We start from the raw sequence: 22,887 nt of genomic DNA, 5'->3' as shown, positions 1-22,887 counted from the left end.
CGGGCATACCGTTCAGATCATTCGATGCTGAAAGGGAAGTACTTGTCGTTGATCTTCTTGTAGGTGCCGTCTGCCTTGATCTCTGCCAGGGCTTTGTTCAGGCGTTCGCGCAGTGGGTCGCCCTTGCGTACGGCAATACCGATCTTGTCGCTTTCTACAACCGGGTCGCCTTTGAACTCGTAGGCCAAACCGTCTTTGCTCTTGAGCCATTCGTACTGCACGTACTTGTCGGCGAGGATACCGTCCAGGCGGCCGGACGTCAGGTCGAGGTAGGCGTTTTCCTGGGTGTCGTAGAGCTTGGCTTCGGTGTCTGGCAGCTTGTCTTCCAGGTAAGTACCGGCCAGCGTTGCGCGCTGTGCACCGATGACTTTGCCCTTCAGGTAGCCGGCGTCGGTTTTGAAGTCGGCGGTGGCTTTAGGCGCGATGAATTGCAGCTTGTTGGAGTAGTACGGGTCGGTGAAGTCGACAGCCTGCTTGCGCTCATCGGTAATCGACAGCGAAGACACCAGGAAGTCGAACTTCTTGGCGTTCAGGGCCGGAATGATGCCGTCCCAGTCGGACACGTACACTTCGCACTTTTCGATTTTCATCTTGGCGCACAGGGCGTCGCCGATGTCTTTGTCAAAGCCGACCACGTTGCCGCTGGCGTCTTTATTGTTGAACGGCGGGTAAGCCGCTTCGATCCCCATCTTCAAGGTTTCTGCCATGGCCGTGGCGCTGAACGCCATCGAGACGGCCGCGGCCAGAAGGAATTTTTTATAGTTCTGCATGCATGTTGCTCCGTTAGCGGTTGCTGGACATGAATTGTTTGCAGCGCGCCGAAAGCGGGTTTTCAAACACCTGCTGTGGCGATCCTTGCTCTTCGACCAGGCCTTGGTGGAGGAACACCACTTCGCTGGACACTTGGCGGGCGAAGCCCATTTCGTGGGTGACCAGCAGCATGGTGCGGCCTTCTTCGGCCAGTGCGCGGATCACATTAAGTACTTCCTGAACCATTTCCGGGTCAAGGGCAGAAGTGGGCTCGTCGAACAGGATGACCTTGGGCTGCATCGCCAAGGTACGTGCGATGGCTGCCCGTTGCTGTTGGCCGCCAGACAGTTGCGCAGGGTAGGCGTGGCGCTTGTCGGCAATGCCGACCTTGGCCAGCAGGGCTTCGGCCACTTCGATGGCTTCGGCCTTGCTCTGGCCAAGCACGCGGCGTGGGGCCTCGATGATGTTGTCGAGGATGCTCATGTGCGGCCACAGGTTAAAGTTTTGAAACACAAAACCGATTTCGCTGCGCAGGCGGTTGATCTGCTTGCCGTCGGCGGCCATCAGCTCACCGTTTTTGGCCGCCTTGAGCTTGAGTTCTTCGCCGGCTACCAGGATCTGGCCCTGGTGTGGGTTTTCCAGCAGGTTGATGCAGCGCAGGAACGTGGACTTGCCGGAACCGGAGGAACCCAGGATCGAGATCACATCGCCGTCGCGAGCGGTCAGCGAGATACCTTTGAGTACCTCCAGCTCACCATAGCGTTTATGCAAGTTGCGGATTTCTAGCGCGGGCGCGGCCTCGGCCATGGGGGGTCCTCATTGTGTTCGTTGCGTTCGACGCTGTTGGGCCGCCTTCCTGGCGAGGCGCCAAGCTAGCATAGCGTTTATCTGGCAGCCAACAGCGCGGCAGGCGGTAAGCGGGCGGTGTGCGGCAGGGTGTCGCATCGGCACAGCAGGGTGTCGCGCCATCAACAACCGAACATCCGTTTGAACCGAATAAAACCGCAGGCTTCGCGTAAAAAAGGGCGCGATGGTGCCAGCTTTGGCCGGGTGTTGGAAGGGTCAATCGGGCAAACGGTGCTTATCAGCCCTCATATGGGGCGTCACGTACTTTTTGTGTGTGTTTTTGGTGCGCATTTTCGTCTTGAAAGTGAGTCGCTCGGTAACGCTATAGCGGAATGCCATTGTTCTCAATGACTTGCGATGCTTGTTGGAACGTCCTACAGCCCGCGTCAATTACGGCTTTGTAATATTTTGGCGCAAATCTTGCGTAAAAAATAAAGAACGCCCTGTTGGTTTCTTTTCACGAGAGAGCTCCCAGGCCGGGCGGACCGTTTTCGCAATTCCTCGTAAAGGTGTGTCAATGAGTAGTACGCAAAGCTCCAATGACCTCGAACAGGGGCTCAAACCGCGTCACGTCACCATGCTGTCGATTGCCGGCGTTATTGGTGCCGGTTTGTTTGTTGGCTCCGGCCACGCGATTGCTGCCGCCGGGCCTGCCGTACTGCTGGCGTATGCCGCTGCGGGCACTCTGGTGGTATTGGTCATGCGCATGCTGGCCGAAATGGCCGTGGCATCGCCAGACACCGGTTCGTTCTCGACTTATGCAGACCGCGCCATCGGTCACTGGGCCGGTTTCACCATCGGCTGGTTGTACTGGTGGTTCTGGGTGCTGGTAATTCCATTGGAAGCCAACGCCGCCGCGACCATCCTGCATGCCTGGTTCCCTGATATCGCAATCTGGGCCTTCACCCTGATCATTACCCTGCTGTTGACGGCAACCAACCTGTTCAGCGTGAAGAACTACGGCGAATTCGAGTTCTGGTTTGCCCTGATTAAGGTCGTGGCCATCGTGGGCTTTGTGATCCTGGGCCTGGCCGCGATTTTCGGCTTCCTGCCTACCAGCCAAGTCAGCGGTGTTTCCCATCTGTTCGACACTCAAGGCTTCATGCCCAACGGCATGGGCGCGGTATTGGCGGCAATCCTGACTACCATGTTTTCGTTCATGGGTACCGAGATCGTCACCATCGCCGCCGCTGAATCGAAGAACCCTGGCCAGCAAATCACCAAGGCCACCAACTCGGTGATCTGGCGGATTGGTTTGTTCTATCTGCTGTCGATCTTCATCGTGGTGTCCCTCGTGCCATGGAACGATCCGACCCTGGCAGCGGTGGGTTCTTACCAGACCGTGCTGGAACGCATGGGCATCCCGAATGCCAAGCTGATTGTCGACCTGGTGGTATTGGTTGCCGTGACCAGCTGCCTGAACTCGGCGCTGTATACCGCTTCACGCATGCTGTTTTCCTTGGGTCGTCGCGGTGACGCACCGGCTGTGGCCAAGCGCACCAATAAGAGCGGTACGCCTTACTGGGCGGTGATGTTGTCCACCGGCGCAGCCTTCCTGGCGGTATTCGCCAACTATGTGGCCCCGGCTGCTGTGTTTGAGTTCCTGCTGGCCAGCTCTGGCGCCATTGCGTTGCTGGTGTACCTGGTGATCGCAGTGTCGCAACTGCGCATGCGCCAGAAGCGCACGGCCGCAGGCGAGAAAATCGTCTTCAAGATGTGGCTGTTCCCAGGCCTGACCTATGCGGTGATGGTGTTCATCGTCGGTACGTTGACCATCATGCTGTTCCAGGAAGCGCACCGCGTGGAGATCATCGCGACTGGCGTGCTGAGCTTGCTGGTGGTGGCGGCAGGGTTGTTTGTGTCGAGCCGTCGCAAGGTGCAGAAGGTGGGTGCCGCTGTAACTAGCTGACGAAATGCGCTCAAAAATGTGGGAGGGGGCTTGCCCCCGATGGCGGTGTATCAGTGCCTGATAGGCTGGCTGACACACTGCAATCGGGGGCAAGCCCCCTCCCACACTGGTTTTGTATCAGTCTTCAGCGCTGGCCAGTGCCTGGGAGGCTGCCACGTAATCGGCCTGGAACTGCGGCGATTCGATCCACGCCAGTGCGCTCGCTTCATCGTCGGTATCGGTTGCCCACTGGTGATACTCGATCAGCACCGCAAAGATAAAGTCAGTGGCTTCCTCTTCACCTTCCTGCTCCAGCACCAATGCCAGCAACGGGTGCGCCAGGAATACCGCACACAGCGCCTGCTGGCTGGTCTCGCCGGCGGCACGCATCTCGATAAACAGGTCGATCAAATCCACCGACTCAAGGTCGATACGGCTGTCATCGCCGGCGAATGCATCCGGCTTGGTGGCGACGGCACGCTGGGTACGGTTCTGCTTGGCCTTGGTCTTGGCCCGTTGGGCGCGTTTTTGCTGCTTGTTTGGCGAGGCCATAGGCTCAACGTCCTTGGGTTCTGGATCTAGGTTGGGTATTGAAGCGCAGGTTGAGGCAAATCCCAAGGGTGTCTGGCGTTAATTGGCCGTTTTGAAGTCATGCCAATGCAATGGGCAACAGACTGTCTTGCTACTCGCTGCGCAAGAATGCGAAATGTGCCACCTGTTTTTTGCGGCCCTCGATTCTTGTTTTTTGGTAACAGTTGTTCAGTTTGCCAGCACTTGTGCGTCCTGCGGTGAGGTCACTAATCTTCGGCGCTCACTGATAAGGCCATACATCTGAGAGGAACGACAGCAAACCATGGACCGATTAGACTTGCAGGCGTCCACTACGGAGGTCTTTATGAGCATCCCACTTTCTCCAATCGTTTCAGAGTTTGAAACAGAAGAGCAGGCTGCCAGCTATGACCGTTGGTTTCGTGCCAAGGTGCAGGCGTCGATTGATGATCCTCGTCCAAATATCCCGCATGATCGGGTAATGGCTGAAATGCGCGCTTTGATTGAATCGAAGAGAAAAACGCACGATGCGGGTTGAGTGGCGGCCCGAGGCCCGTGCTGAACTCAGGGTAATTCTTGAATACATAATTGAACGTAATGTTGCTGCAGCCAGCGATTTGAACGAAGCCATTGAGGCTGCCACAACTGCGCTTCCTGATCATCCATATCTGTACCGCATGGGTAGGATTCCAGGTACTCGAGAAATTGTTGTGCACCCTAACTACTTGGTGGTGTATCGAATAACTGATTGGATCGAAGTGGTGACGGTATTGCATGCTCGTCAGGAATATCCTTGAGAGCCTGGTTGCCTTTTTTCTCTCGACCTTGATCCTCTAGCCGAATAGCCTTGCGTGATTGCAAGCCAGCAGAGCTACTCGATGACCCGCGACACCCTCGAACACAACCAGATCCCTCTCTACTTCGTCGCCGTCCTCCTGGCCGCTGCCTTCGGTTTGTTCGAACCTTCCTTGGCTCACGGTCTCAACGTACTGGTCACACCCGCCATCGCCGTGCTGATGTACGCGATGTTCCTGCAAATCCCGTTTCTCGAGTTGCGCAGTAGCCTGAGTAACAAGCGTTTCTTGTCAGCGCTGCTATTGGCCAACTTCATTCTGGTGCCCGTGCTGGTGTGGGCGTTGACCCGTGGTCTGGTAGAGCGCCCGGCGTTGCTGATGGGGGCGTTGTTGGTATTGCTCACGCCGTGCATCGACTACGTGGTGGTGTTTACCCATATCGGCAAGGGCGATTCGCGATTGATGCTGGCGGCAACGCCGGTGCTGTTGCTGTTGCAGTTGGCGCTGTTGCCGGTGTACCTGGGGTTGATGTTGGGCGCGCAGTCTGAGGTGGTGGTGCAGGCGGGGCCGTTTGTTGAGGCGTTTCTGCTGTTGATCGTGGTGCCGATGCTGCTGGCGGTTCTAACCACTGCACTGGCGAAGCGATCCGGTGTGGTCAGGGCCTGGAACGACGCCTGGGCCTGGCTGCCGGTGCCGGCCATGGCGCTGGTGTTGTGGGTGGTGATTGCTTCGCAGATTACGTCGGTGGTGCGCGATATCGACCTGCTATTGCCGGTGATCCCGGTGTACGTCGGCTTCCTGCTGCTGGCCCCGCTGCTGGGGATGCTGGCTTCGCGGTTGTTGGCATTGCCCGCGGTGACGGCACGGGCGGTAACGTTCAGTGCGTCGACGCGCAATTCGCTGGTGGTGCTGCCCCTGGCGCTGGCCTTGCCCGAGGATGTGCGTGGGTTGGCCGCCACGGTTGTGATCCTGCAAACCTTGGTCGAGTTGGTCGGGGAGTTGATCTACATCCGCCTGATCCCTGCGCTGGTGTGGCCCACAGGTCGGTAAGCGCGGGAATGTTCAACCCTGTTCAGGCGCTATTCAGCAGGGTGGTCGGCACCATAGGTCGGCGCCCCTCACCTGACAGGTCAACCGATGGATCACCGCAGCCGTTTTCGCCTGGAGTCCTTCGGGATTTTCCTGTTCGCCCTGTTGCTGTTCACCCTTGGCATCTGGGATCAGCAGCCCCAAGGCTTTGACGGCCGCTGGGCGTTGTTCCTGCAGGAAATGTTTCGCCATGGAGCAAGTCTTTTCCCTACGACTTACGGCCAGCCCTACGCGGACTACCCTGGCACCGCTACTTTCTTAAGTTATGTATTCGCCCGGCTGTTTGGTGCGCCCAATCATTTGGCGAACGTGTTGCCCACTGCGCTGGCGTCCGCCGGCGTGGTTGCGCTGATCTATCGCTTGCTGGTGCCGTCCAGCCGCCAGTGGGCGTTGCTCACAGTGTTGTTGACCCTACTCACGACCCAGTTGCTCGAAAAATCCCGCTCTGTGTGCCTGGACCAGATGGTGGCGCTGCTCTGTGTCGGCAGTTTCTACCTGCTGCACAGCGGTGGGCGCTGGAGACGGTTGGCGGTGTTCCCGCTGTTCATCCTGGGCTTTGCAATACGCGGGCCGCTGGGCTTGATCGAGGTGTGTGGCGTGGTGTGCGTGTATTGGGCGCTGGGCAGGCCTGGGGAGCGGGTTAAGCAGGTGTTGATCCATGGCGTCGTTGGTTTGGTGTTGCTGGCAGCCTGTTGGTGGTTGTTGGTGAAGCTGGCGCGCATCAGCGGTGGTGACGCGTTCGCTGACGAAGTGTTCAAGATGCAAGTTGGTGGGCGCCTGGATGAAGCCGGCGAGCCGTTCTATTTCTACTTTCAACTAAGTCTTTACCGCTATTTCCCGGTGGTGCCGTTGGCATTGGCGGCAATGATCGGGCTGCGTCATCGCTGGCCTGAGCGGTTCGCGGGCGATATGCAAATGGTGGCGCGGTTGGGCGCTTGCGGCCTGATGATTTTACTCGGGTTGTCGATACCGCACTTCAAGCGCGCGTATTACATCTTGCCGATGGTGCCGATGTTTGCAGCTGTCGCCGCCTATGGGCTGCTCCAGGCGCAAGGATGGCTCGCGGGCGTGCGTCGATGCTACGAAGCGCTTGTCGTGGCGCTACCGGCGTTATGCGTGGTTGTAGTGTTTGTGTGCCGGCATGAGTGGCAGAGGCACGATTACTGGCCGAACGTTTCGCTGCCGTTATTGATTGGCGTGCTGGTGGTGCTGCAAGGGGCGGCGTTGGTTGCGTGGCGGCGCGCGGGGCGGTTGGTGTGGCTTAGCCTTATCGCGTTGATTGCGCAGTGGCTGTTGCTGGTGAAAGTGGTGGAGCCGGCCAAGGACTTGCAGTTCGATACCCGGGCCTTTGTCGCTCAGGTCGAGACGCTGCGTGTCACGCAGCCTGGGCCATTGGTGTTTATCGATCTGGGGCGGGACACCTGGGCGGTGCGCTACATGATGAACCTGGATCACGACGAGCAGCCGGCGTTTGTTGGTAGTGACCAGCTTGGGCGATTGAGTGCGCTGCCACGGCCGGCATGGGTGATTGTGGCGCGTAAGGAGGCGGCGCTGTTGCGTGGTACGCCACTGGAGAGTCAGGTGCCGGATTTTGAGGGGCGGCTGAATGACAATCCGTTGATGGTGTTTTTGCTGAGATGAAAAACTGCAGTCTAGGGTTGATCCAGTTGCTCTGGGATGAAGCCCTCGTCGCGCAGAGATTTGATTACGCCTCTGATCAAGTAGTTGTTTGAGAAGCCAATGGTGTACTGCCGTGCGCCTGGGTTGATAGGGAGCAGCATGCCTTGATCCACCAGTTTTTTTATCTGATAGGTTCTTTGTGGGGCTGACAGCATTGGAAGGGCGTCGGCGATATCGCCAGCTTTGACGACTTTCAGTTGAATGGCCGTGATAAGGATTTTTTCCTCCAGCGGCGTTATCCATTCGCGATCTTTTGCCAGTGCAATCGTTGGGGCAAGGATGTGTTTGGTCAGATACCCGTAATCGGTCAGTCTGCTGACCTTCTCCAGTTCATCCTTGATGCCTGCGAGCACATAGGTGCACCAGGCTTCAAGGCCTTCTTTGGTGCCCGTGTCTGCGGTGGACAGCATTTCGTAATATTTTTCTCGATTAATACAGAACACAGCGGTGGGGTTGAGTACTCGGCCGCCTGTGCTGACATTGAAGCCGTATTTCATCAATAGTGCATACGTAAGAAGGCGTACGACACGGCCGTTGCCGTTGCCGTTGCCAAAGGGGTGAATCCAGCCAAATCGGTGATGAGCCAGGGCAACCTTCATCAAATCGTATTTGGGGGCATCCTGCTTATTGACGAAGGTGACCAGCTCTTGCATGTATCCCGGCACCATCACGGGATCCGGGGGGAGGTGGTCTGACTGGGCTATGCGTACACCTGCTTCTCGGTAGGCGCCGGGCGTCCGATCACCTTCGCGCTGAAGCCCTTGGACTGTTATTGCGTGAATTTCGCGAATGGCAAATTCGGTAAGGTCTGAGCCTGGCTGGATAATGCTTTCAACGTAGTCCATGGCCTTTTCGATGTTCGCGATCTCTCGTAGCTGATCGGAACCCTCGGCTGTCCCGTCAACCTTGCTTTCGATGTAGTCGGCCAGCGTGGTGTGATTACCTTCAATGCGGGCGGAGCCTAGGCTTTCCAGTGTGTGGAACAGGTCTTTGAGTTGGAAGAACACGGCGGGCGGTGTGTCGCCACCCAATTGCAGGCGCCTCAGATGTTCCAGTTCGCCCAGTACGTCAACCAGGCCTGAGTCGAACGAGGGGTTCAAAAGCTCAAGATCGTGGTGAAGAAACTCGGGCATATTGGGAAATATCTCAAGATTGGTTTTTGGTTATCTCAAAAATAGTGCGCTTAAACGCCCGTAAAGTGGGCGTTGAGGGCCTGATTAGGCCCAACACTATCTCAAAATTGAATTTGAGATAAGTGAAAAACATCTGAAACGGAACTGCATTTTGCACGGCCTCTCTTCCAGATCGGGAAGCAGGCGTATGGGGTGGGGTTGGGAGGATAAAATCCCAGGCAACAAAAAACCCGCACTAGGCGGGTTTCTCGTGTGTTTCAGATGGTGTTAGCACCACCTAAAACTAATTAGTGGTGCCCAGAGACGGAATCGAACCGCCGACACGGGGATTTTCAATCCCCTGCTCTACCGACTGAGCTATCTGGGCAACGGGGCGCATTAAACGGGTTTTTCAGGGGGTCGTCAAGCAAGTTTTCAAAAAATATTTAATTATTACCGTCGCTTACGTACCGACCCCGGTTTTTGATCAATTATTGAGCAGGTGGAACGTAGCCGTCGGCCTTGGCGTAATCCTCGCCGGAAAAGAACTTGTCCATTTCGCCCGCCAGGTATTTACGGTCTTCGGCGTTCATCATGTTCAGGCGCTTTTCATTGATCAGCAGGGTCTGGTGTTTCAGCCAGTCGGCCCAAGCCTTGGCAGAGACGTGGTCGTAAATGTCCTGGCCCTTGGCGCCTGGGTAGGGAGGGCGTTCCAGGGCTGGCAGTTCTTCTTTGTACTTGCGGCACATTACGGTGCGGGTCATGACGACACTCCTGCATTCAATACATCGGCCGCGCGCTTCAGCAGTTTTTTCACCGGGGCGGCAAGGCCCAGGCGCGGCGGGGTGGCGAGGTTATACCAGAGCCAGTCGGCCTCGGCCACGTGGTGGGCGGATTCCTCGACCTGGACCAGCCAGGGTTCGATGGCCAGTTGGAAGTGGCTGAAGGTGTGGATCAGCCCCGGCAGTGCCTGTTGCTTACCCAGCTCCAGCGCGTGCTGGTGGGCGAGGTGTTCCAGGTCTTGCAGGTCGTCCAGCTCTGGCAAGCTCCACAAACCGCCCCACAGGCCCGTAGAGGGGCGACGGTAAAGCAGAATCGCGCCCTCGGCATTCGCCAGTAGCGGCATCAGCGTGCGCTTCTGCGGGATGGTCTTGCGTGGCTTGGGGATCGGGTAGCGTGTTTCCAGGCCGAGCATGTGGGCTTCGCAGCCTTTTTCCAGCGGGCACAGCAGGCAGCTTGGCTTGCTGCGGGTGCACAGGGTGGCGCCCATGTCCATCATTGCCTGGGTGTAGGCGTTGACGCGATCAAAGGGCGTGAAGCGCTCTGCGGTGGCCCACAACTGCTTGGCCACCTTGGGCTCGCCTGGGTAGCCCTCCTGGGCGGTAAAGCGTGCCAGCACGCGTTTGACGTTGCCGTCGAGGATCGGCGCGCGCAGGCCCATGCTCAGGCTGGCGATCGCACCGGCCGTGGACAGGCCGATGCCTGGTAACTCGGTGAGTTTTTCCACGTCCTTGGGAAACTCGCCGCCGTATTCGGCCACCACGATCTTCGCGGTCTTCTGCAGGTTGCGCGCCCGGGTGTAGTAACCCAGGCCGGTCCATAGGTGCAGCACTTCATCTTCTGGCGCAGCGGCCAGGGCTTCGACCGTCGGCAGCGAGGCCATGAACCGGTCGAAGTAATTGAGCACGGTGCTCACCTGGGTCTGTTGCAGCATGATCTCCGAGACCCACACCCGATAAGGCGTGATGCCCTGTTGCCAGGGCAGGTCATGGCGACCGTGGCGGTCGTACCAATTGAGGACCGCCTCTGAAAATTGCTCGTTTCTCATCGATTGAACAGGCCTTTCAGTGCGTCTTTGAGCTTCGGATTGACCTTGTCGAGCTTCTCTTCAAGCTTCTCGTTGAGGCGATTACCCGCCGCCTTGATCGCGACCTGGCCGAGGCCATCCTTGTCCAGGCGGCAGGCCTTGGCGCCCAGTTCCAACGGGCCACGGCAGCGCAGCGGTACTTCGATGTTCTGGAAGTTGGAGCCCACCTGGCAGGCTGGGTCCGGCACGTCGCGCTGGTCACCTTCGACGATGATGCCGACGCGGTAATCCATGCCCAGTACACGCAGGTCGATGTCGCCGTTGCCGTTCACGGTGAGGCCAGGAATACGCACTTTTAGGTCTGGGTTGCTGGCTACGCCGTTGCGGAATGTCAGGTTACCCTTCAATTCCTGGAACGGGGTGTCCTTGCCTTGTGGCGTAGTGCTCAAGGTCTTGCGGTTGAGCAGCGCGATGCCGGTGCACAGTTGCTGTTCAAGGTTGGCGTTGAGCAGCACGCCGTTGTTGATCACAAAACTGGCAGTGCCGTTGAGGCTGTCGATCAGGGCTTTTTGGCTGTTGCCACGGCCAGTGAGGTTGCTGTCGAGGGTGATTTGGCCCTTCACCGGCGGCGTTTTTCCCTGGGCTTGCAGGATGCGCTCGACCGGGACTTGCTTGATATAGGTTTGCAGCGCCAGCACCGGAATATCCTGGCGCACATCAAGGTTGCCGTTGGCCTGGAAGGTGCCGTTGTAGAGACCGCCGCTGAGGGTGTCGAGCTTGAGCTGGCCGTCGAGGCCGGTGGCTTTCAGCGTAGCGTCCTGGATCGGCAGTTTGCTCAGGGTCAGTTGGCCGAAGGACAGGTCAGCGTTGACGTCCAGCGTACGCAGGCGCGTCAGTGGCAACAGCTTGTCGGTGCTCCAGGCACCTTTTGTCGGTGCATCTGGCAGCGGGGTAGTGCCACCGGCGGCCATGGCTCCGGCTTCGCTGTTTTGCACCTCGGCCTGGCGAGCGGCCGTTGCGCCTTTAGCGGATTCGGACTTGGCGGGCAGGTAGTTATCGGCGTTGAAGGTGTCACCCTTGAGCTGAACCCGTAGCGACTGCTTGGCGAAGTCTTCCACCGCGAGACGACCGGTGAAGGTGCTGCCGTCGAGTTTCAGGTTTAGGTCGTCCAGCGCCAGGCTGGTAGGCGTGCCGGTGAGGCGACTGACCAGTTCGACCTTGCTCAGGCTGCCCTCGGCCATTGGCGGCAACGGGCTGCCGACGCTGTCGAGGAACTTGGCCAGGTCAAACTGGGCGATGGACAGGGCGCCACTCAGTTGCGGGGTCTTGTCCAGGCTGTTGACCTTCAGCTCGCCCAGGGCGCGCAGTTGGTTGGCCGACAGTTTCAGGTTGGTCCATTCGGCGATGTTCGCAGCCTGGTCCAACAACAGCTGGCCCTGGGTGGAGAAGGTCACGGTCTTGCCTTGCAGCGGTTCGCCCGTGGCTTCGCCGCTGATTTTCATGTCTTCGAACTGATAGCGCTTGAGGGCGCGCTCGATGCGCAGGTTGCCATTGAGCTCGGTCTTGACGCGCATCACCGGCTGGTTGCTGCCGAAGAAGGCCGTGAGTTTCACCGGAATGCTGGCGCCTTCATGCACGGCACCGGCGCTCAACTGGATGCTCTCGGCGCTGAACTGCTTGCCGGTCTGCTCGTCGTTGTATTCGACGCGGGCGTTGTTGATGGTCAGGCTGTCGATGTCCAGGCGGATGGGTTTGGACGCCTTTTGCGGCTCGTCGGCGGGCTGCTCGACGGTTGCGGGTGCGCCAGCTGTTGTCTGGGAAACGTTCTTGCCGATGTCTTCCCAGTTGCCGTGGCCCTGCTTGTCGCGGTTCAGGCGCAGGTTCAGGCCTTCGACGCGTACGTCGCTCATCTGCACTTCACGGCGCAGCAGCGGCAGCACGCGTACCGACAGGCCGAGCATCTGCAGGTCGGCGAACGGTTGGGTCGGGTTGGTCAGCGTCGCCACGCTGGCTTCGTGCAGCTCAAGGCCAAGCCAGGGGAAGAGGCTCCAGCCGATGTCGCCATTGAGCGTCAGCTCGATGTGGGCCTTGTCGCGGGCAATCTGGCGAATCTCGTCTTTATAGTCGTTGGGATCGAAGAGGTGGGTCAGGGCAAAGCCCAGCGCCACAATGATCAGCAACAGCCCGAGAAGTACCAGACCCAGGATTTTGCCGAACGCTTTCATGGGCGAGTCCTTGTATGTCGATTTAAAAATTTGGTCGCAGAGTATAACGCCCGGCACCGTACGTCAGTTCGTAGATCGTTACATTGTATCCACGACCCGCAAAACGGGAATTTGGCGTCAAACAAAACAGATATCCCGAAAAAGGTGATATCAGTTTGGTTTTTCTGTCATCCACAGGTGCTAATCTGCGCGGGTTCGTCTGCCTTCTGCGACATAGCGTCGCGCTCAAATGGAGCTTTACTCAACAACAACGGCCAACGCTCTGCGTGCAAGGCCGAGGGAGAGAGCGCCTGACGGACACATACTAACAACTGGGGGAAACACCAATGAGCACTAGCACTGTGGCAGCTTCAACTGCCGCACAGCCTGCGTTCCTGTCCAAGGAACGCATCATCGCCAAGCCCGGCTTCAACCGCTGGCTGGTTCCGCCGGCCGCGTTGGCCATCCACCTGTGCATCGGCATGGCTTACGGTTTCTCGGTGTTCTGGCTGCCGTTGTCCAAGGCGCTGGGCATCACCAAACCGGTCGCTTGCGCGCCGGACATGAGCTTTATCACTCAAGTCTTCTCGTCCCAATGCGACTGGCCCATCTCCATGCTGGGCTGGATCTACACCCTGTTCTTCATCTTCCTGGGCTGCTCGGCAGCGATCTGGGGCGGTTGGCTGGAACATGCCGGGCCACGCAAGGCGGGCGTTGTATCGGCGTTGTGCTGGTGTGGCGGCCTGTTGATCTCGGCGTTGGGTATCTATACCCACCAGATCTGGCTGATGTGGGTCGGTTCCGGGGTCATTGGCGGTATCGGCCTGGGCCTGGGCTATATCTCGCCGGTGTCGACCCTGATCAAGTGGTTCCCGGACAAACGCGGTATGGCTACCGGCATGGCGATCATGGGCTTCGGCGGCGGCGCCATGGTGGGCGCTCCGTTGGCGGCAGCATTGATGGGCCACTTCGCCACGCCTGACAGCGTTGGTGTATGGCAGAGCTTCCTGGTGATGGCCGCGATCTACTTCGTGTTCATGATTGGCGGCGCGTTGTCTTACCGCGTTCCGCCAACCGGCTGGAAGCCTGAGGGCTGGACTGCACCGGCGAAAAAAGCCAGCAATTCGATGATCACCCACCGTCACGTGCACGTGAACGTGGCCTGGAAAACCCCGCAATTCCGTCTGGTGTGGCTGGTGCTGTGCCTGAACGTATCGGCTGGTATCGGCATCCTCGGCATGGCTTCGCCCCTGTTGCAAGAAGTGTTCGGCGGCAAGTTGCTGGGTGTGGATGTGCCGTTTGGTCAACTGGATGCGGGTCAACTGGCGTCCATCGCCGCTATTGCAGCGGGCTTCACCGGCCTGTTGAGCCTGTTCAACATCGGTGGCCGCTTCTTCTGGGCGTCGTTCTCCGACTACCTGGGCCGCAAAAACACCTACTTCGTGTTCTTCGCCCTGGGCTTTGCCCTGTACGCGCTGATCCCGAACCTGGGGCACTTGGGCAACGTGGCGCTGTTTGTGGCCGCGTTCTGCATCATCCTGTCGATGTACGGCGGTGGTTTTGCGACGGTGCCTGCGTACCTGGCCGACCTGTTCGGCACGCAGATGGTGGGCGCGATCCACGGTCGTCTGCTGACTGCCTGGGCGGCGGCGGGTGTGCTGGGCCCGGTACTGGTGAACTACTTGCGTGAATATCAGTTGAGCATCGGCGTTGAACGCGCTGCGGCCTATGACATCACCTTGTATATCCTCGCGGGCCTGCTGGTGCTGGGTTTCATCTGCAACATGCTGGTGCGCCCGGTGGCCGACAAGTACTTCATGACCGACGCCGAACTGGCGGCCGAACAGGCGCTGGGTCATGACAAGGGCGCAGATGCCACCACGTCTCTGGAGTGGAAAGCAGCGTCCGGTAGCGTGCCATTGGCCATTGCGGCCTGGCTGGTAGTGGGTATTCCGTTGGCATGGGGTGTGTGGGTGACCTTGCAGAAGACGGCGGTATTGTTCCACTAACACTGAGCATCCCTATGGGATTGTTGTGGTGAATGGGCTTATGTGGTGAGCGGGCGTGCCCCGCGCTGGGCTGCGCAGCAGCCCCAAATGCCGCCGTCGCGCTCTACCTGAAAGCGCGCGGTGGTGTCATGGGGGCTGCTACGCAGCCCAGCGCGCGGCAAGCCCGCTCACCACAACAAGCTAGCCCTCAGGCAGGGGCGCTCACATGTATGCACATGTCTATCCCCGACACTCCATCAGTCTTATCCCCTCCGATGTTTCTGTTTAGCGCCCGCGTGCCTATAATGGCTGCCTTTTTCGCCCAATGATTTTGCGGAGCTGGTGATGGCCGAACGTAAGGCGTCCGTCGAGCGCGACACTCTGGAAACCCAGATCAAAGCCTCGATCAACCTGGATGGCACCGGAAAGGCCCGATTTGATATCGGTGTACCTTTTCTTGAGCACATGCTGGACCAGATCGCCCGTCACGGGCTGATCGACCTGGATATCGTCAGCAAGGGCGACCTGCATATCGACGACCACCATACGGTGGAAGACGTTGGCATCACCCTCGGCCAGGCATTTGCCAAGGCCATCGGCGACAAAAAAGGCATCCGTCGCTACGGCCACGCCTATGTCCCGCTGGACGAAGCGCTGTCTCGTGTGGTCATCGACTTCTCTGGCCGCCCAGGCCTGCAGATGCACGTGCCCTACACCCGCGCCACCGTGGGCGGTTTTGACGTCGACCTGTTCCAGGAATTTTTCCAGGGTTTCGTCAACCACGCACTTGTCAGCCTGCACATCGACAACCTGCGCGGCACCAACACCCACCACCAGATCGAAACCGTGTTCAAGGCTTTCGGCCGCGCCCTGCGCATGGCCGTAGAGCTTGATGACCGCATGGCCGGGCAAATGCCCTCGACCAAGGGCGTTTTGTAATGCAGACGGTCGCGGTTATCGATTACGGCATGGGTAACCTGCACTCGGTGGCCAAGGCCCTCGAACACGTAGGTGCCGGCAAGGTGCTGATCACCAGCGATGCCAAGGTGATTCGCGAAGCCGACCGGGTGGTGTTTCCCGGTGTTGGCGCGATTCGCGATTGCATGGCCGAGATCCGTCGCCTGGGCTTTGACAGCCTGGTACGTGAAGTCAGCCAGGACCGCCCGTTTCTCGGTATTTGCGTGGGCATGCAAGCCTTGCTCGACCGCAGTGAAGAGAACGACGGCGTCGATTGTATTGGCCTGTTCCCAGGCCAGGTGAAGTTCTTCGGCAAGGACCTGCATGAAGACGGCGCCCACCTGAAAGTCCCGCACATGGGTTGGAACGAAGTCAGCCAGACCGTCGACCACCCGCTGTGGCACGACATCCCCGATCTGGCGCGTTTCTACTTCGTGCACAGCTACTACATCGCCGCCGGTAACCCGCGCCAGGTGGTAGGTGGCGGGCACTACGGCGTCGATTTTGCTGCCGCGCTGGCCGAAGGTTCGCGCTTTGCCGTGCAGTTCCACCCGGAGAAGAGCCATACCCATGGCCTGCAATTGCTGCAGAACTTCGCCGCTTGGGATGGTCGCTGGTAAATGGCCAAGAAGCCGAAGGTGCCGGTCTTGAACCTCACTCCCGAGCAGGAGAGTGAGGCTACCCTCAAGATCAAGCGGTTCATGGAAGAGCGCTTCGAGCTCAAGCTGGGCTCGTTCGAGGTCGCCGAGATTCTTGAGTTATTCACCACCGAAGTGGCCCCTCACTATTACAACCGGGCGGTTTTCGATGCACAGACGCTCCTTAAAGAAAGGTTCGAAAGCATCGAAAGCGACCTGTGGTCGCTTGAGAAACCCTGATTTCCCAAGCATTGCTGAATATCGAATAAGGTTTGCCAGATGCTGATTATCCCCGCTATCGATCTCAAGGACGGCGCCTGCGTACGTCTGCGCCAAGGCCGTATGGAAGACTCCACCGTGTTCTCCGATGACCCGGTGAGCATGGCTGCCAAATGGGTAGAAGGAGGCTGCCGTCGCCTGCATCTGGTGGACTTGAACGGCGCCTTCGAAGGCCAGCCGGTCAACGGCGAAGTGGTTACCGCCATCGCCAAGCGCTACCCGAACCTGCCGATCCAGATCGGCGGCGGCATCCGCTCCCTGGAAACCATCGAGCACTACGTCAAGGCGGGCGTGAGCTACGTGATCATCGGCACCAAGGCCGTGAAAGATCCGGCCTTCGTTGCCGAAGCCTGCCGCGCCTTCCCTGGCAAAGTGATTGTCGGCCTGGATGCCAAAGACGGTTTCGTCGCCACCGACGGCTGGGCTGAGATCAGCACCGTGCAAGTGATCGACCTGGCCAAGCAGTTCGAAGCTGATGGCGTGTCTGCCATCGTTTATACCGACATCGCCAAAGACGGCATGATGCAGGGCTGCAACGTGCCGTTCACCGCTGCGCTGGCCGCCGCGACCAAGATCCCTGTGATCGCTTCGGGCGGTATCCACAACCTGGGCGACATCAAGTCACTCTTGGACGCCAAGGCCCCTGGCATCATCGGCGCGATCACCGGCCGTGCGATCTACGAAGGTACCCTGGACGTCGCCGAAGCCCAGGCTTACTGCGATGCCTACAACGGCTGAGGACTGACCATGGCGCTGGCCAAACGCATCATCCCTTGCCTGGACGTCGACAACGGTCGCGTGGTCAAGGGCGTCAAGTTCGAGAACATCCGCGACGCCGGCGACCCGGTGGAAATTGCCCGTCGCTACGATGAGCAAGGTGCCGACGAGATTACCTTTCTCGACATCACCGCCAGCGTTGACGGGCGCGACACCACGTTGCATACCGTCGAGCGCATGGCCAGCCAGGTGTTTATCCCGCTGACCGTGGGCGGTGGCGTGCGCACCGTGCAAGACATCCGCAACCTGCTCAACGCCGGTGCGGACAAGGTCTCGATCAACACAGCAGCGGTGTTCAACCCCGAGTTTGTTGGCGAAGCGGCGCAGCATTTCGGCTCGCAGTGCATCGTGGTGGCCATCGACGCCAAGAAGGTCTCGGGCCCGGGCGAAACCCCGCGTTGGGAGATCTTCACCCACGGCGGTCGCAAGCCTACCGGTCTGGATGCGGTGGAGTGGGCGATGAAGATGGAAGGCCTGGGCGCCGGGGAAATCCTGCTGACCAGCATGGACCAGGACGGCATGAAGAACGGCTTCGACCTCGGCGTAACCCGCGCCATCAGCGACGCGCTGGGCATCCCGGTGATCGCTTCAGGCGGCGTCGGCAACCTGCAGCATCTGGCCGACGGCGTGATCGAAGGCCATGCCAGTGCGGTGTTGGCGGCGAGTATTTTCCACTTTGGCGAATACACCGTTCCCGAGGCCAAGGCCTACATGGCGGCGCGCGGTATCGTCGTTCGCTAAACGCTGCTGGACACCGTGGCAAGTGCGCGGCACTCTCTGCGCTTGCCATGGATTCCGGTAGCCCTTCATGTTCAAAAAGCTTCTGCTTGCCCTCGCCAGTACGTCCATCCTTTTGACGGGCTCGGCCCATGCCGAGGAGCCGTCCGGTACTGCCCTGGTGCTGCTGACGGAAAACTTCCCGCCGTACAACATGGCGAAGAACGGCAAGAACTTCGCCAAGGAAGACAACATCGAAGGCATCGCCGTGGATATCGTGCGCGAGACCTTCAAGCGTGCCGGCATTTCCTACAACCTCACCCTGCGTTTTCCTTGGGAGCGAATCTACAAACTCGCCCTGGAAAAACCCGGCTACGGCGTGTTCGTAATGGCCCGCCTGCCGGACCGCGAAGCCCTGTTCAAATGGGTCGGCCCCATCGGCCCGGACGATTGGGTGCTGCTGGCCAAGGCCGACAGCAAGATCCAACTGACCGACCTTGAGCACGCCCGTCGCTATAAGATCGGCGCCTACAAGGGCGATGCCATCGCCCAGACCCTTGAAAAGCAGGGCCTTAACCCGGTGGTGGTGCTACGCGATCAGGATAACGCGCAAAAGCTGCTGGATGGCCAGATCGACCTTTGGGCCACCGGCGACCCTGCCGGGCGTTACCTGGCGCGCCAGGTGGGGGTGACAGGCCTGAAGACCGTACTGCGCTTCAACAGTGCCCAGTTGTACCTGGCGCTTAACAAGCAGGTGCCGGATGAGGTGGTGGCCAAATTACAGGCGGCACTCGATCAGTTACGGGGCGAGGGCGTTGTTGACCGGATCATGGCTGGCTACCTCTGACGCCGGTTCCACGGCAGGCTCTTCGATACGGGGGCCTTAGCGCTTGTCGTTCCAGAGTGGCAAGAGCTCGCAGGTGAGGCTGATGAACAGGTCCTTGAATTGCAATGGGGACATCGGTGAACTCTCCGGTGGTTTGGAGGACTCACTTTTGATCAGTCCGGGCAGTGCGAAGTGATAGCTATGCAGGCTTCACTCAACGGGGTTTAAGCAGGTCGACCCGCAGGGTCGATGGCTGGTCTGCCTGGTCGAACGCATACGTACAGACCTTGATGGGCGCGCTTCTGACGTTGATCACTTGGGCGAATTGCTCCGGGGGCATGGCGGGGGAATCGTTAAGTGGATACACCAGTTCGATGGGCTCCTCGTCGTCCTCATCGTCGGTCAAGGGCGGGGCAGGGATCGGCAGGAAACCGGCGGGGCGCAGGCAGTCGGTGGTTGCTGCGGGCCCGTATTTATAGGTGTAGCGCTGCATAAAAGGCGGCGCCAGGTTCCAGATCAAGGTGTAGGCGCCGAGCCCAATCCTATCGAGGCTGATGGTCAGGTTGGGGGTGCGCGCAGGGCCGGGTTCGGCGAGTTCTACCGCGAGGGTAAGGGCATTTCTCATCATGCCGTTGGTGACCGGTTGCTCGGCGGAGGCTACGCCGACGATGCACAGCATATGCATGCCCGTCTGTGGGCCGATAGCGCTGTTGATGTAGGCGTTCTCGGCAGTGATCGGTGAGCTGTAGTTCACCGGGTTTTCGCATTCAATGGCGCGTCGTGTGGTTTTGTAGCGGTAGAAAGGGGTATTGGTGGTGAACGTCAAGTTCCAGCGGGGCACGATATCTTTGCTTTTGCCGCCGGGCTTCTTCACGAAGTACTGCTGGATCGGCTCCGGATTTCTGAAGGTGATCGAAGTGATCGGATAGAGGTCGCAGTGCTCGTTGTCGGTCTGCAGCACCCCGCCTGCAAAACACTGGTTGAGGAACACCACGGGGCTGCCGTAGTTCGTGTCAGGGTGCCAGGTGGGCTGCCCGTTATTGATTTCACAGGGCGAGTCCCGCTGGCATTTGCGCTCCTCGGGTTGGCCTGCAGTGCTGGTGCTGAGAATGCCGAACACCGTATTGGTTGCCCGGTCGAGCAACGGCCCGCCAAAGCTGCCGTGAGCGATGCCTTGGCATTGGTTTTTCATGGTGACGCGCCATACGAACGGTTGCTCCACCAATTCCCGGGAGCTTTGCTGGGCGCAGGCCGAGAGGTGCAGGGTGTCCCATTCGGGGGCGGCGAGTGCGAGGATGTCGTTACCATCGGCGGGTACTTCATCGGCGAGCTTCAGCGGGCTGATGCCGTCTTTGAGCAGATCCGCCAACGTGGCCTTCAATTCGATAATCGCCAGGTCGACGCCTTGGCTGCTGCCCCATTTCATGGTCTTGAGCGGGTAGGTCTTGATCGACTCCAGGGTGTCGTCGAAATAGTTGAAGCTGATGCTGCCCTTGATCGGCAGGTCTTTTTGCACGGCACCATTTAGGCGATGCAGGCAATGGCTGCTGGTGAGCACGTACGCCGGGCCGGACTTTCCGGTGGCGTCACGGGTGTCCAGCAATGTGGCCGTACACAGGGTCTGGGCTTCGTTGCGGATGCGGCCGACGCCGTTCCAATGCGCGTGTTCATGGCGAGCATTGGTGAGCAGGCGCGCGGGGGTGGTGTTGACCAAGCCTTCGCCGAAGTCCTTGGGTGTGGCCATCAGCGCAGCTGGCAGGCTGCCAAGCAGCAGCCCGGTAAGGGCAATGTGGGTGATGTTCATGAGGGGTCCTGAATCGTGAGGTGAAGGGCTCACTATTCAGGGTTGGGACAGGGCGCAAGCGGTACTTATCTAGCAGCAGGTCGGTAGGTGCCATCCTTGCCATGCCCTGCCATCGCCTGGTTGCTGCGCACACTGATCATCAGCTTGATATCGATCCAATCCACACCCTGGGCCTTGAGCTTGGGCAGTTCGCGCTCCAGCACCGCGAGGGTTTGCGGATACGGGTGGCCGATCATCACCGCCGAGCCCTGTTTGTGCGCCAGTTTGATGGCCGTCTGCAACTGCGTGGTGATGGCTGTTTCAGTGCGCTCGTCATCCAGGAATACGTCCCGCGAGACGCTGGCCAGGCCGATCTTCTGCGCCTCGGCGGCGGCGACGGTTTGCGCGCTGGTGCGGCTATCCACAAAAAACTTGTTGCGTCGTTGCAGCTCGGCCATCAGCCAGGCCATGGCCGCGGGCTGTGCGGTCATGCGGCTGCCCATATGGTTGTTGATGCCGGCGGTATAGGGCACGGCCTTGAAGGCGGCATCCAGGCGCTTGCCCAGTTCCTCGATAGGCAACTCGGGGTGCCAGGCGAACGGGCCGGTGGCTGGGTCCATCGGCATGTGCAGGATCACGACCTTGCCGGCCTTGTGGGCTTCGCGGGCGAATTCGGCGGCGTGGGGGGTGTCTGGCATGATTGCCGTGGTCACGGGGCCGGGCAGTGCCAGCACGCGGCGATCCCTGGGCAGGTTTTGCCCAAGGTCGTCGATGATGAGGGTCAGGTAGGCTTTGTGTGGCTCGCTGGCCGGGGTCGCGTGGGCGACTCCGGCCAAGCTGCACAGTACAGCGATGATCAGGGCAAAGCGCATATCAACGGCTGCGCGTGATGCTCAGGCCCTTGAGCAGGCTCAGCGCCTGGGCCAGTTGGTAGTCGTCGTCCTGCGGCATCGGCTTGGCTTTCTTGCTGCTGCCGGTTGGCTGGTCGGCACCGCCGTTGCCATTGCCCAGGTGACCTTGCAGGTCAGCCTCTTTGTAGTACTCGCTGTCGATCTCGTTGGTGATCTTGGCCTTGCGTACTTCGATGTCTGGCACGATGCCCTGGGCCTGGATCGAGCGGCCGTTCGGCGTGTAGTACAGCGCGGTGGTGATCTTCAGCGCACGCTCGTTGTTCAGCGGCAGCACGGTTTGTACCGAGCCTTTGCCGAAGCTGGTGGTGCCCATCAGCACGCCGCGCTTCTGGTCTTGCAGGGCGCCGGCGACGATTTCCGAGGCCGAGGCGCTGCCGCCGTTGATCAGCACGGCCAATGGCACGTTCTCGCTGAGGTCGTTGCCGGTGGCCGAGAAGCGCAGCTCGGAGTTGGCGATGCGGCCTTTGGTGTAGACGATCAGGCCTTTGGTGATGAAGTGGTCTACCACCTCGACCGCCGCCTGCAACACGCCGCCTGGGTTGTTACGCAGGTCGAGCACGATGCCGTTGAGTTTCTTGCCGTTGTCCTTGCGCAGCTTGGCCAGGGCCTTGGCCACTTCGTCGCCGGTCTTGACCTGGAACTGGGTGATACGGATGTAACCGTAGCCCGACTCCAGTAGCTGGCTCTTCACGCTCTTGACCACGATGGTTGCGCGGGTCAGCGTCACGTCGAACGGGTTGCCGCCGTCGCGTACCAGAGTCAGGGTGATCTTCTGGCCGATTTTGCCACGCATCTTGTCGACGGCTTCGGTCATGGTCTGGCCACGTGTTGGCTGGCCGTTGATCTTGACGATAAAGTCGCCAGCCTGGATGCCGGCCTTCGACGCCGGGGTGTCGTCGATTGGCGACACTACCTTCACGTTGCCGTCTTCGGCGCCGACTTCAATGCCCAGGCCGCCGAATTCGCCGCTGGTGCTTTCTTGCAGCTCGGCAAAATCTTCCGGGCCGAGGTAGGCGGAGTGCGGGTCGAGGTTGCTGAGCATGCCCTTGATGGCATTCTCCAGCAGGGTCTTGTCGTCTACGGGTTCGACATAGGCTGCCTTGATGCGGTCCATGACCTCGGCAAAGGTGCGCAACTCGTCCAGCGGCAATGGCGCCTTGGTGGTCGCGGCCGTGGCAGCAGGCGCAGTCTGGGCGGCCTGGTCGGCAAAAGCCAAAGGCGCGCCGATCACCAGGGCGATCGTCAGAGCCAGCGATGTAAGGCGGGACAAATGCAGCATGTCGAACGAACTC

22 protein-coding genes and 1 tRNA gene are annotated in these 22,887 nt (G+C 59.5%); 12 read left to right on the top strand and 11 right to left on the bottom strand.

Annotated elements, in window-relative coordinates:
* Positions 1–17: 17 nt before the first annotated feature.
* Together ICY20_RS11020 and ICY20_RS11015 are read right to left on the bottom strand one after the other, a co-directional pair.
* Positions 18–770, bottom strand: a complete 753-nt coding sequence (locus ICY20_RS11020) for an ABC transporter substrate-binding protein (protein WP_159960362.1) — start codon at positions 768–770, stop codon at positions 18–20.
* A 13-nt stretch (positions 771–783) separates the two neighbouring features.
* On the bottom strand, positions 784–1,557 hold the full coding sequence (locus ICY20_RS11015; protein WP_124419064.1) for an ABC transporter ATP-binding protein: 774 nt from the start codon (positions 1,555–1,557) through the stop codon (positions 784–786).
* Positions 1,558–2,113: 556 nt separating this feature from the next.
* Between ICY20_RS11015 and gabP the strand changes: the two genes are divergently transcribed.
* On the top strand, positions 2,114–3,505 hold the full coding sequence (gabP, locus tag ICY20_RS11010) for a GABA permease (protein WP_194937474.1): 1,392 nt from the start codon (positions 2,114–2,116) through the stop codon (positions 3,503–3,505).
* 117 nt (positions 3,506–3,622) lie between these two features.
* Here the strand turns inward: gabP and ICY20_RS11005 are convergent, their stop codons facing one another.
* Complete coding sequence (locus ICY20_RS11005; RefSeq protein WP_194937473.1) at positions 3,623–4,036, bottom strand: hypothetical protein; 414 nt, start codon at positions 4,034–4,036, stop codon at positions 3,623–3,625.
* Positions 4,037–4,379: 343 nt separating this feature from the next.
* On the opposite strand from ICY20_RS11005, the gene relB reads away from it, so the two are divergent.
* The 4 genes from relB (at position 4,380) to ICY20_RS10985 (ending at position 7,557) form a co-directional block, all read left to right on the top strand.
* Positions 4,380–4,571, top strand: a complete 192-nt coding sequence (gene relB, locus ICY20_RS11000) for a type II toxin-antitoxin system RelB family antitoxin (protein ID WP_159960358.1) — start codon at positions 4,380–4,382, stop codon at positions 4,569–4,571.
* Entirely contained in the window at positions 4,561–4,830 is a 270-nt protein-coding gene (locus ICY20_RS10995; RefSeq protein WP_159960379.1) for a type II toxin-antitoxin system RelE/ParE family toxin, read from the top strand. The genes relB and ICY20_RS10995 overlap by 11 nt, the downstream gene beginning before the upstream one ends.
* Positions 4,831–4,911: 81 nt before the next feature.
* On the top strand, positions 4,912–5,877 hold the full coding sequence (locus tag ICY20_RS10990) for an arsenic resistance protein (protein ID WP_159960356.1): 966 nt from the start codon (positions 4,912–4,914) through the stop codon (positions 5,875–5,877).
* Positions 5,878–5,964: 87 nt separating this feature from the next.
* Complete coding sequence (locus tag ICY20_RS10985) at positions 5,965–7,557, top strand: ArnT family glycosyltransferase (protein WP_194937472.1); 1,593 nt, start codon at positions 5,965–5,967, stop codon at positions 7,555–7,557.
* 11 nt (positions 7,558–7,568) lie between these two features.
* On the opposite strand, the gene ICY20_RS10980 is transcribed toward ICY20_RS10985, so the two are convergent.
* From ICY20_RS10980 to ICY20_RS10960, 5 genes are all read right to left on the bottom strand, one after another.
* Positions 7,569–8,729: a Fic family protein gene (locus tag ICY20_RS10980; RefSeq protein WP_194937471.1), complete on the bottom strand. Its 1,161-nt coding sequence runs from the start codon at positions 8,727–8,729 to the stop codon at positions 7,569–7,571.
* Positions 8,730–9,020: 291 nt separating this feature from the next.
* Positions 9,021–9,096: transfer RNA gene (locus ICY20_RS10975), tRNA-Phe, on the bottom strand.
* A 103-nt stretch (positions 9,097–9,199) separates the two neighbouring features.
* The gene (locus ICY20_RS10970; protein ID WP_135289115.1) at positions 9,200–9,472 is read right to left on the bottom strand and encodes an oxidative damage protection protein; all 273 of its coding nucleotides are present in this window, start codon (positions 9,470–9,472) and stop codon (positions 9,200–9,202) included.
* Positions 9,469–10,536 (bottom strand): A/G-specific adenine glycosylase, encoded by a 1,068-nt coding sequence (mutY, locus tag ICY20_RS10965; RefSeq protein WP_194937470.1) that lies wholly within the window; start codon positions 10,534–10,536, stop codon positions 9,469–9,471. Before mutY ends, ICY20_RS10970 begins: the two co-directional genes overlap by 4 nt.
* Entirely contained in the window at positions 10,533–12,740 is a 2,208-nt protein-coding gene (locus tag ICY20_RS10960) for an AsmA family protein (protein WP_194937469.1), read from the bottom strand. Before ICY20_RS10960 ends, mutY begins: the two co-directional genes overlap by 4 nt.
* Before the next feature lie 326 nt (positions 12,741–13,066).
* On the opposite strand from ICY20_RS10960, the gene ICY20_RS10955 reads away from it, so the two are divergent.
* The 7 genes from ICY20_RS10955 (at position 13,067) to ICY20_RS10925 (ending at position 18,922) form a co-directional block, all read left to right on the top strand.
* A complete protein-coding gene (locus tag ICY20_RS10955) occupies positions 13,067–14,728 on the top strand; it encodes an OFA family MFS transporter (RefSeq protein WP_159960343.1) in 1,662 nt (553 codons plus the stop codon).
* 324 nt (positions 14,729–15,052) lie between these two features.
* Positions 15,053–15,646 carry an imidazoleglycerol-phosphate dehydratase HisB gene (gene hisB, locus ICY20_RS10950; RefSeq protein ID WP_003218037.1) on the top strand — a complete coding sequence of 198 codons (594 nt, stop codon included), beginning with the start codon at positions 15,053–15,055 and terminating at the stop codon, positions 15,644–15,646.
* Complete coding sequence (hisH, locus tag ICY20_RS10945; protein WP_159960341.1) at positions 15,646–16,284, top strand: imidazole glycerol phosphate synthase subunit HisH; 639 nt, start codon at positions 15,646–15,648, stop codon at positions 16,282–16,284. Before hisB ends, hisH begins: the two co-directional genes overlap by 1 nt.
* Entirely contained in the window at positions 16,285–16,542 is a 258-nt protein-coding gene (locus ICY20_RS10940; RefSeq protein WP_159960339.1) for a DUF2164 domain-containing protein, read from the top strand.
* A 39-nt stretch (positions 16,543–16,581) separates the two neighbouring features.
* Complete coding sequence (gene hisA / locus ICY20_RS10935) at positions 16,582–17,319, top strand: 1-(5-phosphoribosyl)-5-[(5-phosphoribosylamino)methylideneamino]imidazole-4-carboxamide isomerase (protein ID WP_003187784.1); 738 nt, start codon at positions 16,582–16,584, stop codon at positions 17,317–17,319.
* Between the two features lie 9 nt (positions 17,320–17,328).
* The gene (gene hisF / locus ICY20_RS10930) at positions 17,329–18,099 is read left to right on the top strand and encodes an imidazole glycerol phosphate synthase subunit HisF (protein ID WP_003171107.1); all 771 of its coding nucleotides are present in this window, start codon (positions 17,329–17,331) and stop codon (positions 18,097–18,099) included.
* 67 nt (positions 18,100–18,166) lie between these two features.
* A complete protein-coding gene (locus ICY20_RS10925; protein ID WP_159960337.1) occupies positions 18,167–18,922 on the top strand; it encodes a substrate-binding periplasmic protein in 756 nt (251 codons plus the stop codon).
* A 193-nt stretch (positions 18,923–19,115) separates the two neighbouring features.
* Here the strand turns inward: ICY20_RS10925 and ICY20_RS10920 are convergent, their stop codons facing one another.
* The 3 genes from ICY20_RS10920 to ICY20_RS10910 form a co-directional block, all read right to left on the bottom strand.
* A complete protein-coding gene (locus ICY20_RS10920; protein WP_194937468.1) occupies positions 19,116–20,705 on the bottom strand; it encodes a trypsin-like peptidase domain-containing protein in 1,590 nt (529 codons plus the stop codon).
* Positions 20,706–20,770: 65 nt separating this feature from the next.
* Positions 20,771–21,556 carry a divergent polysaccharide deacetylase family protein gene (locus ICY20_RS10915; RefSeq protein ID WP_159960333.1) on the bottom strand — a complete coding sequence of 262 codons (786 nt, stop codon included), beginning with the start codon at positions 21,554–21,556 and terminating at the stop codon, positions 20,771–20,773.
* Between the two features lies 1 nt (position 21,557).
* The gene (locus tag ICY20_RS10910; RefSeq protein ID WP_159960331.1) at positions 21,558–22,874 is read right to left on the bottom strand and encodes a S41 family peptidase; all 1,317 of its coding nucleotides are present in this window, start codon (positions 22,872–22,874) and stop codon (positions 21,558–21,560) included.
* Between the last annotated feature and the right edge of the window lie 13 nt (positions 22,875–22,887).

Source organism: Pseudomonas pisciculturae (assembly GCF_015461805.1).
Classification (GTDB): Bacteria; Pseudomonadota; Gammaproteobacteria; order Pseudomonadales; family Pseudomonadaceae; genus Aquipseudomonas; species Aquipseudomonas pisciculturae.
Note: the sequence above shows the minus strand (reverse complement) of the source record. Positions and strands in the feature narration are given on the sequence as shown.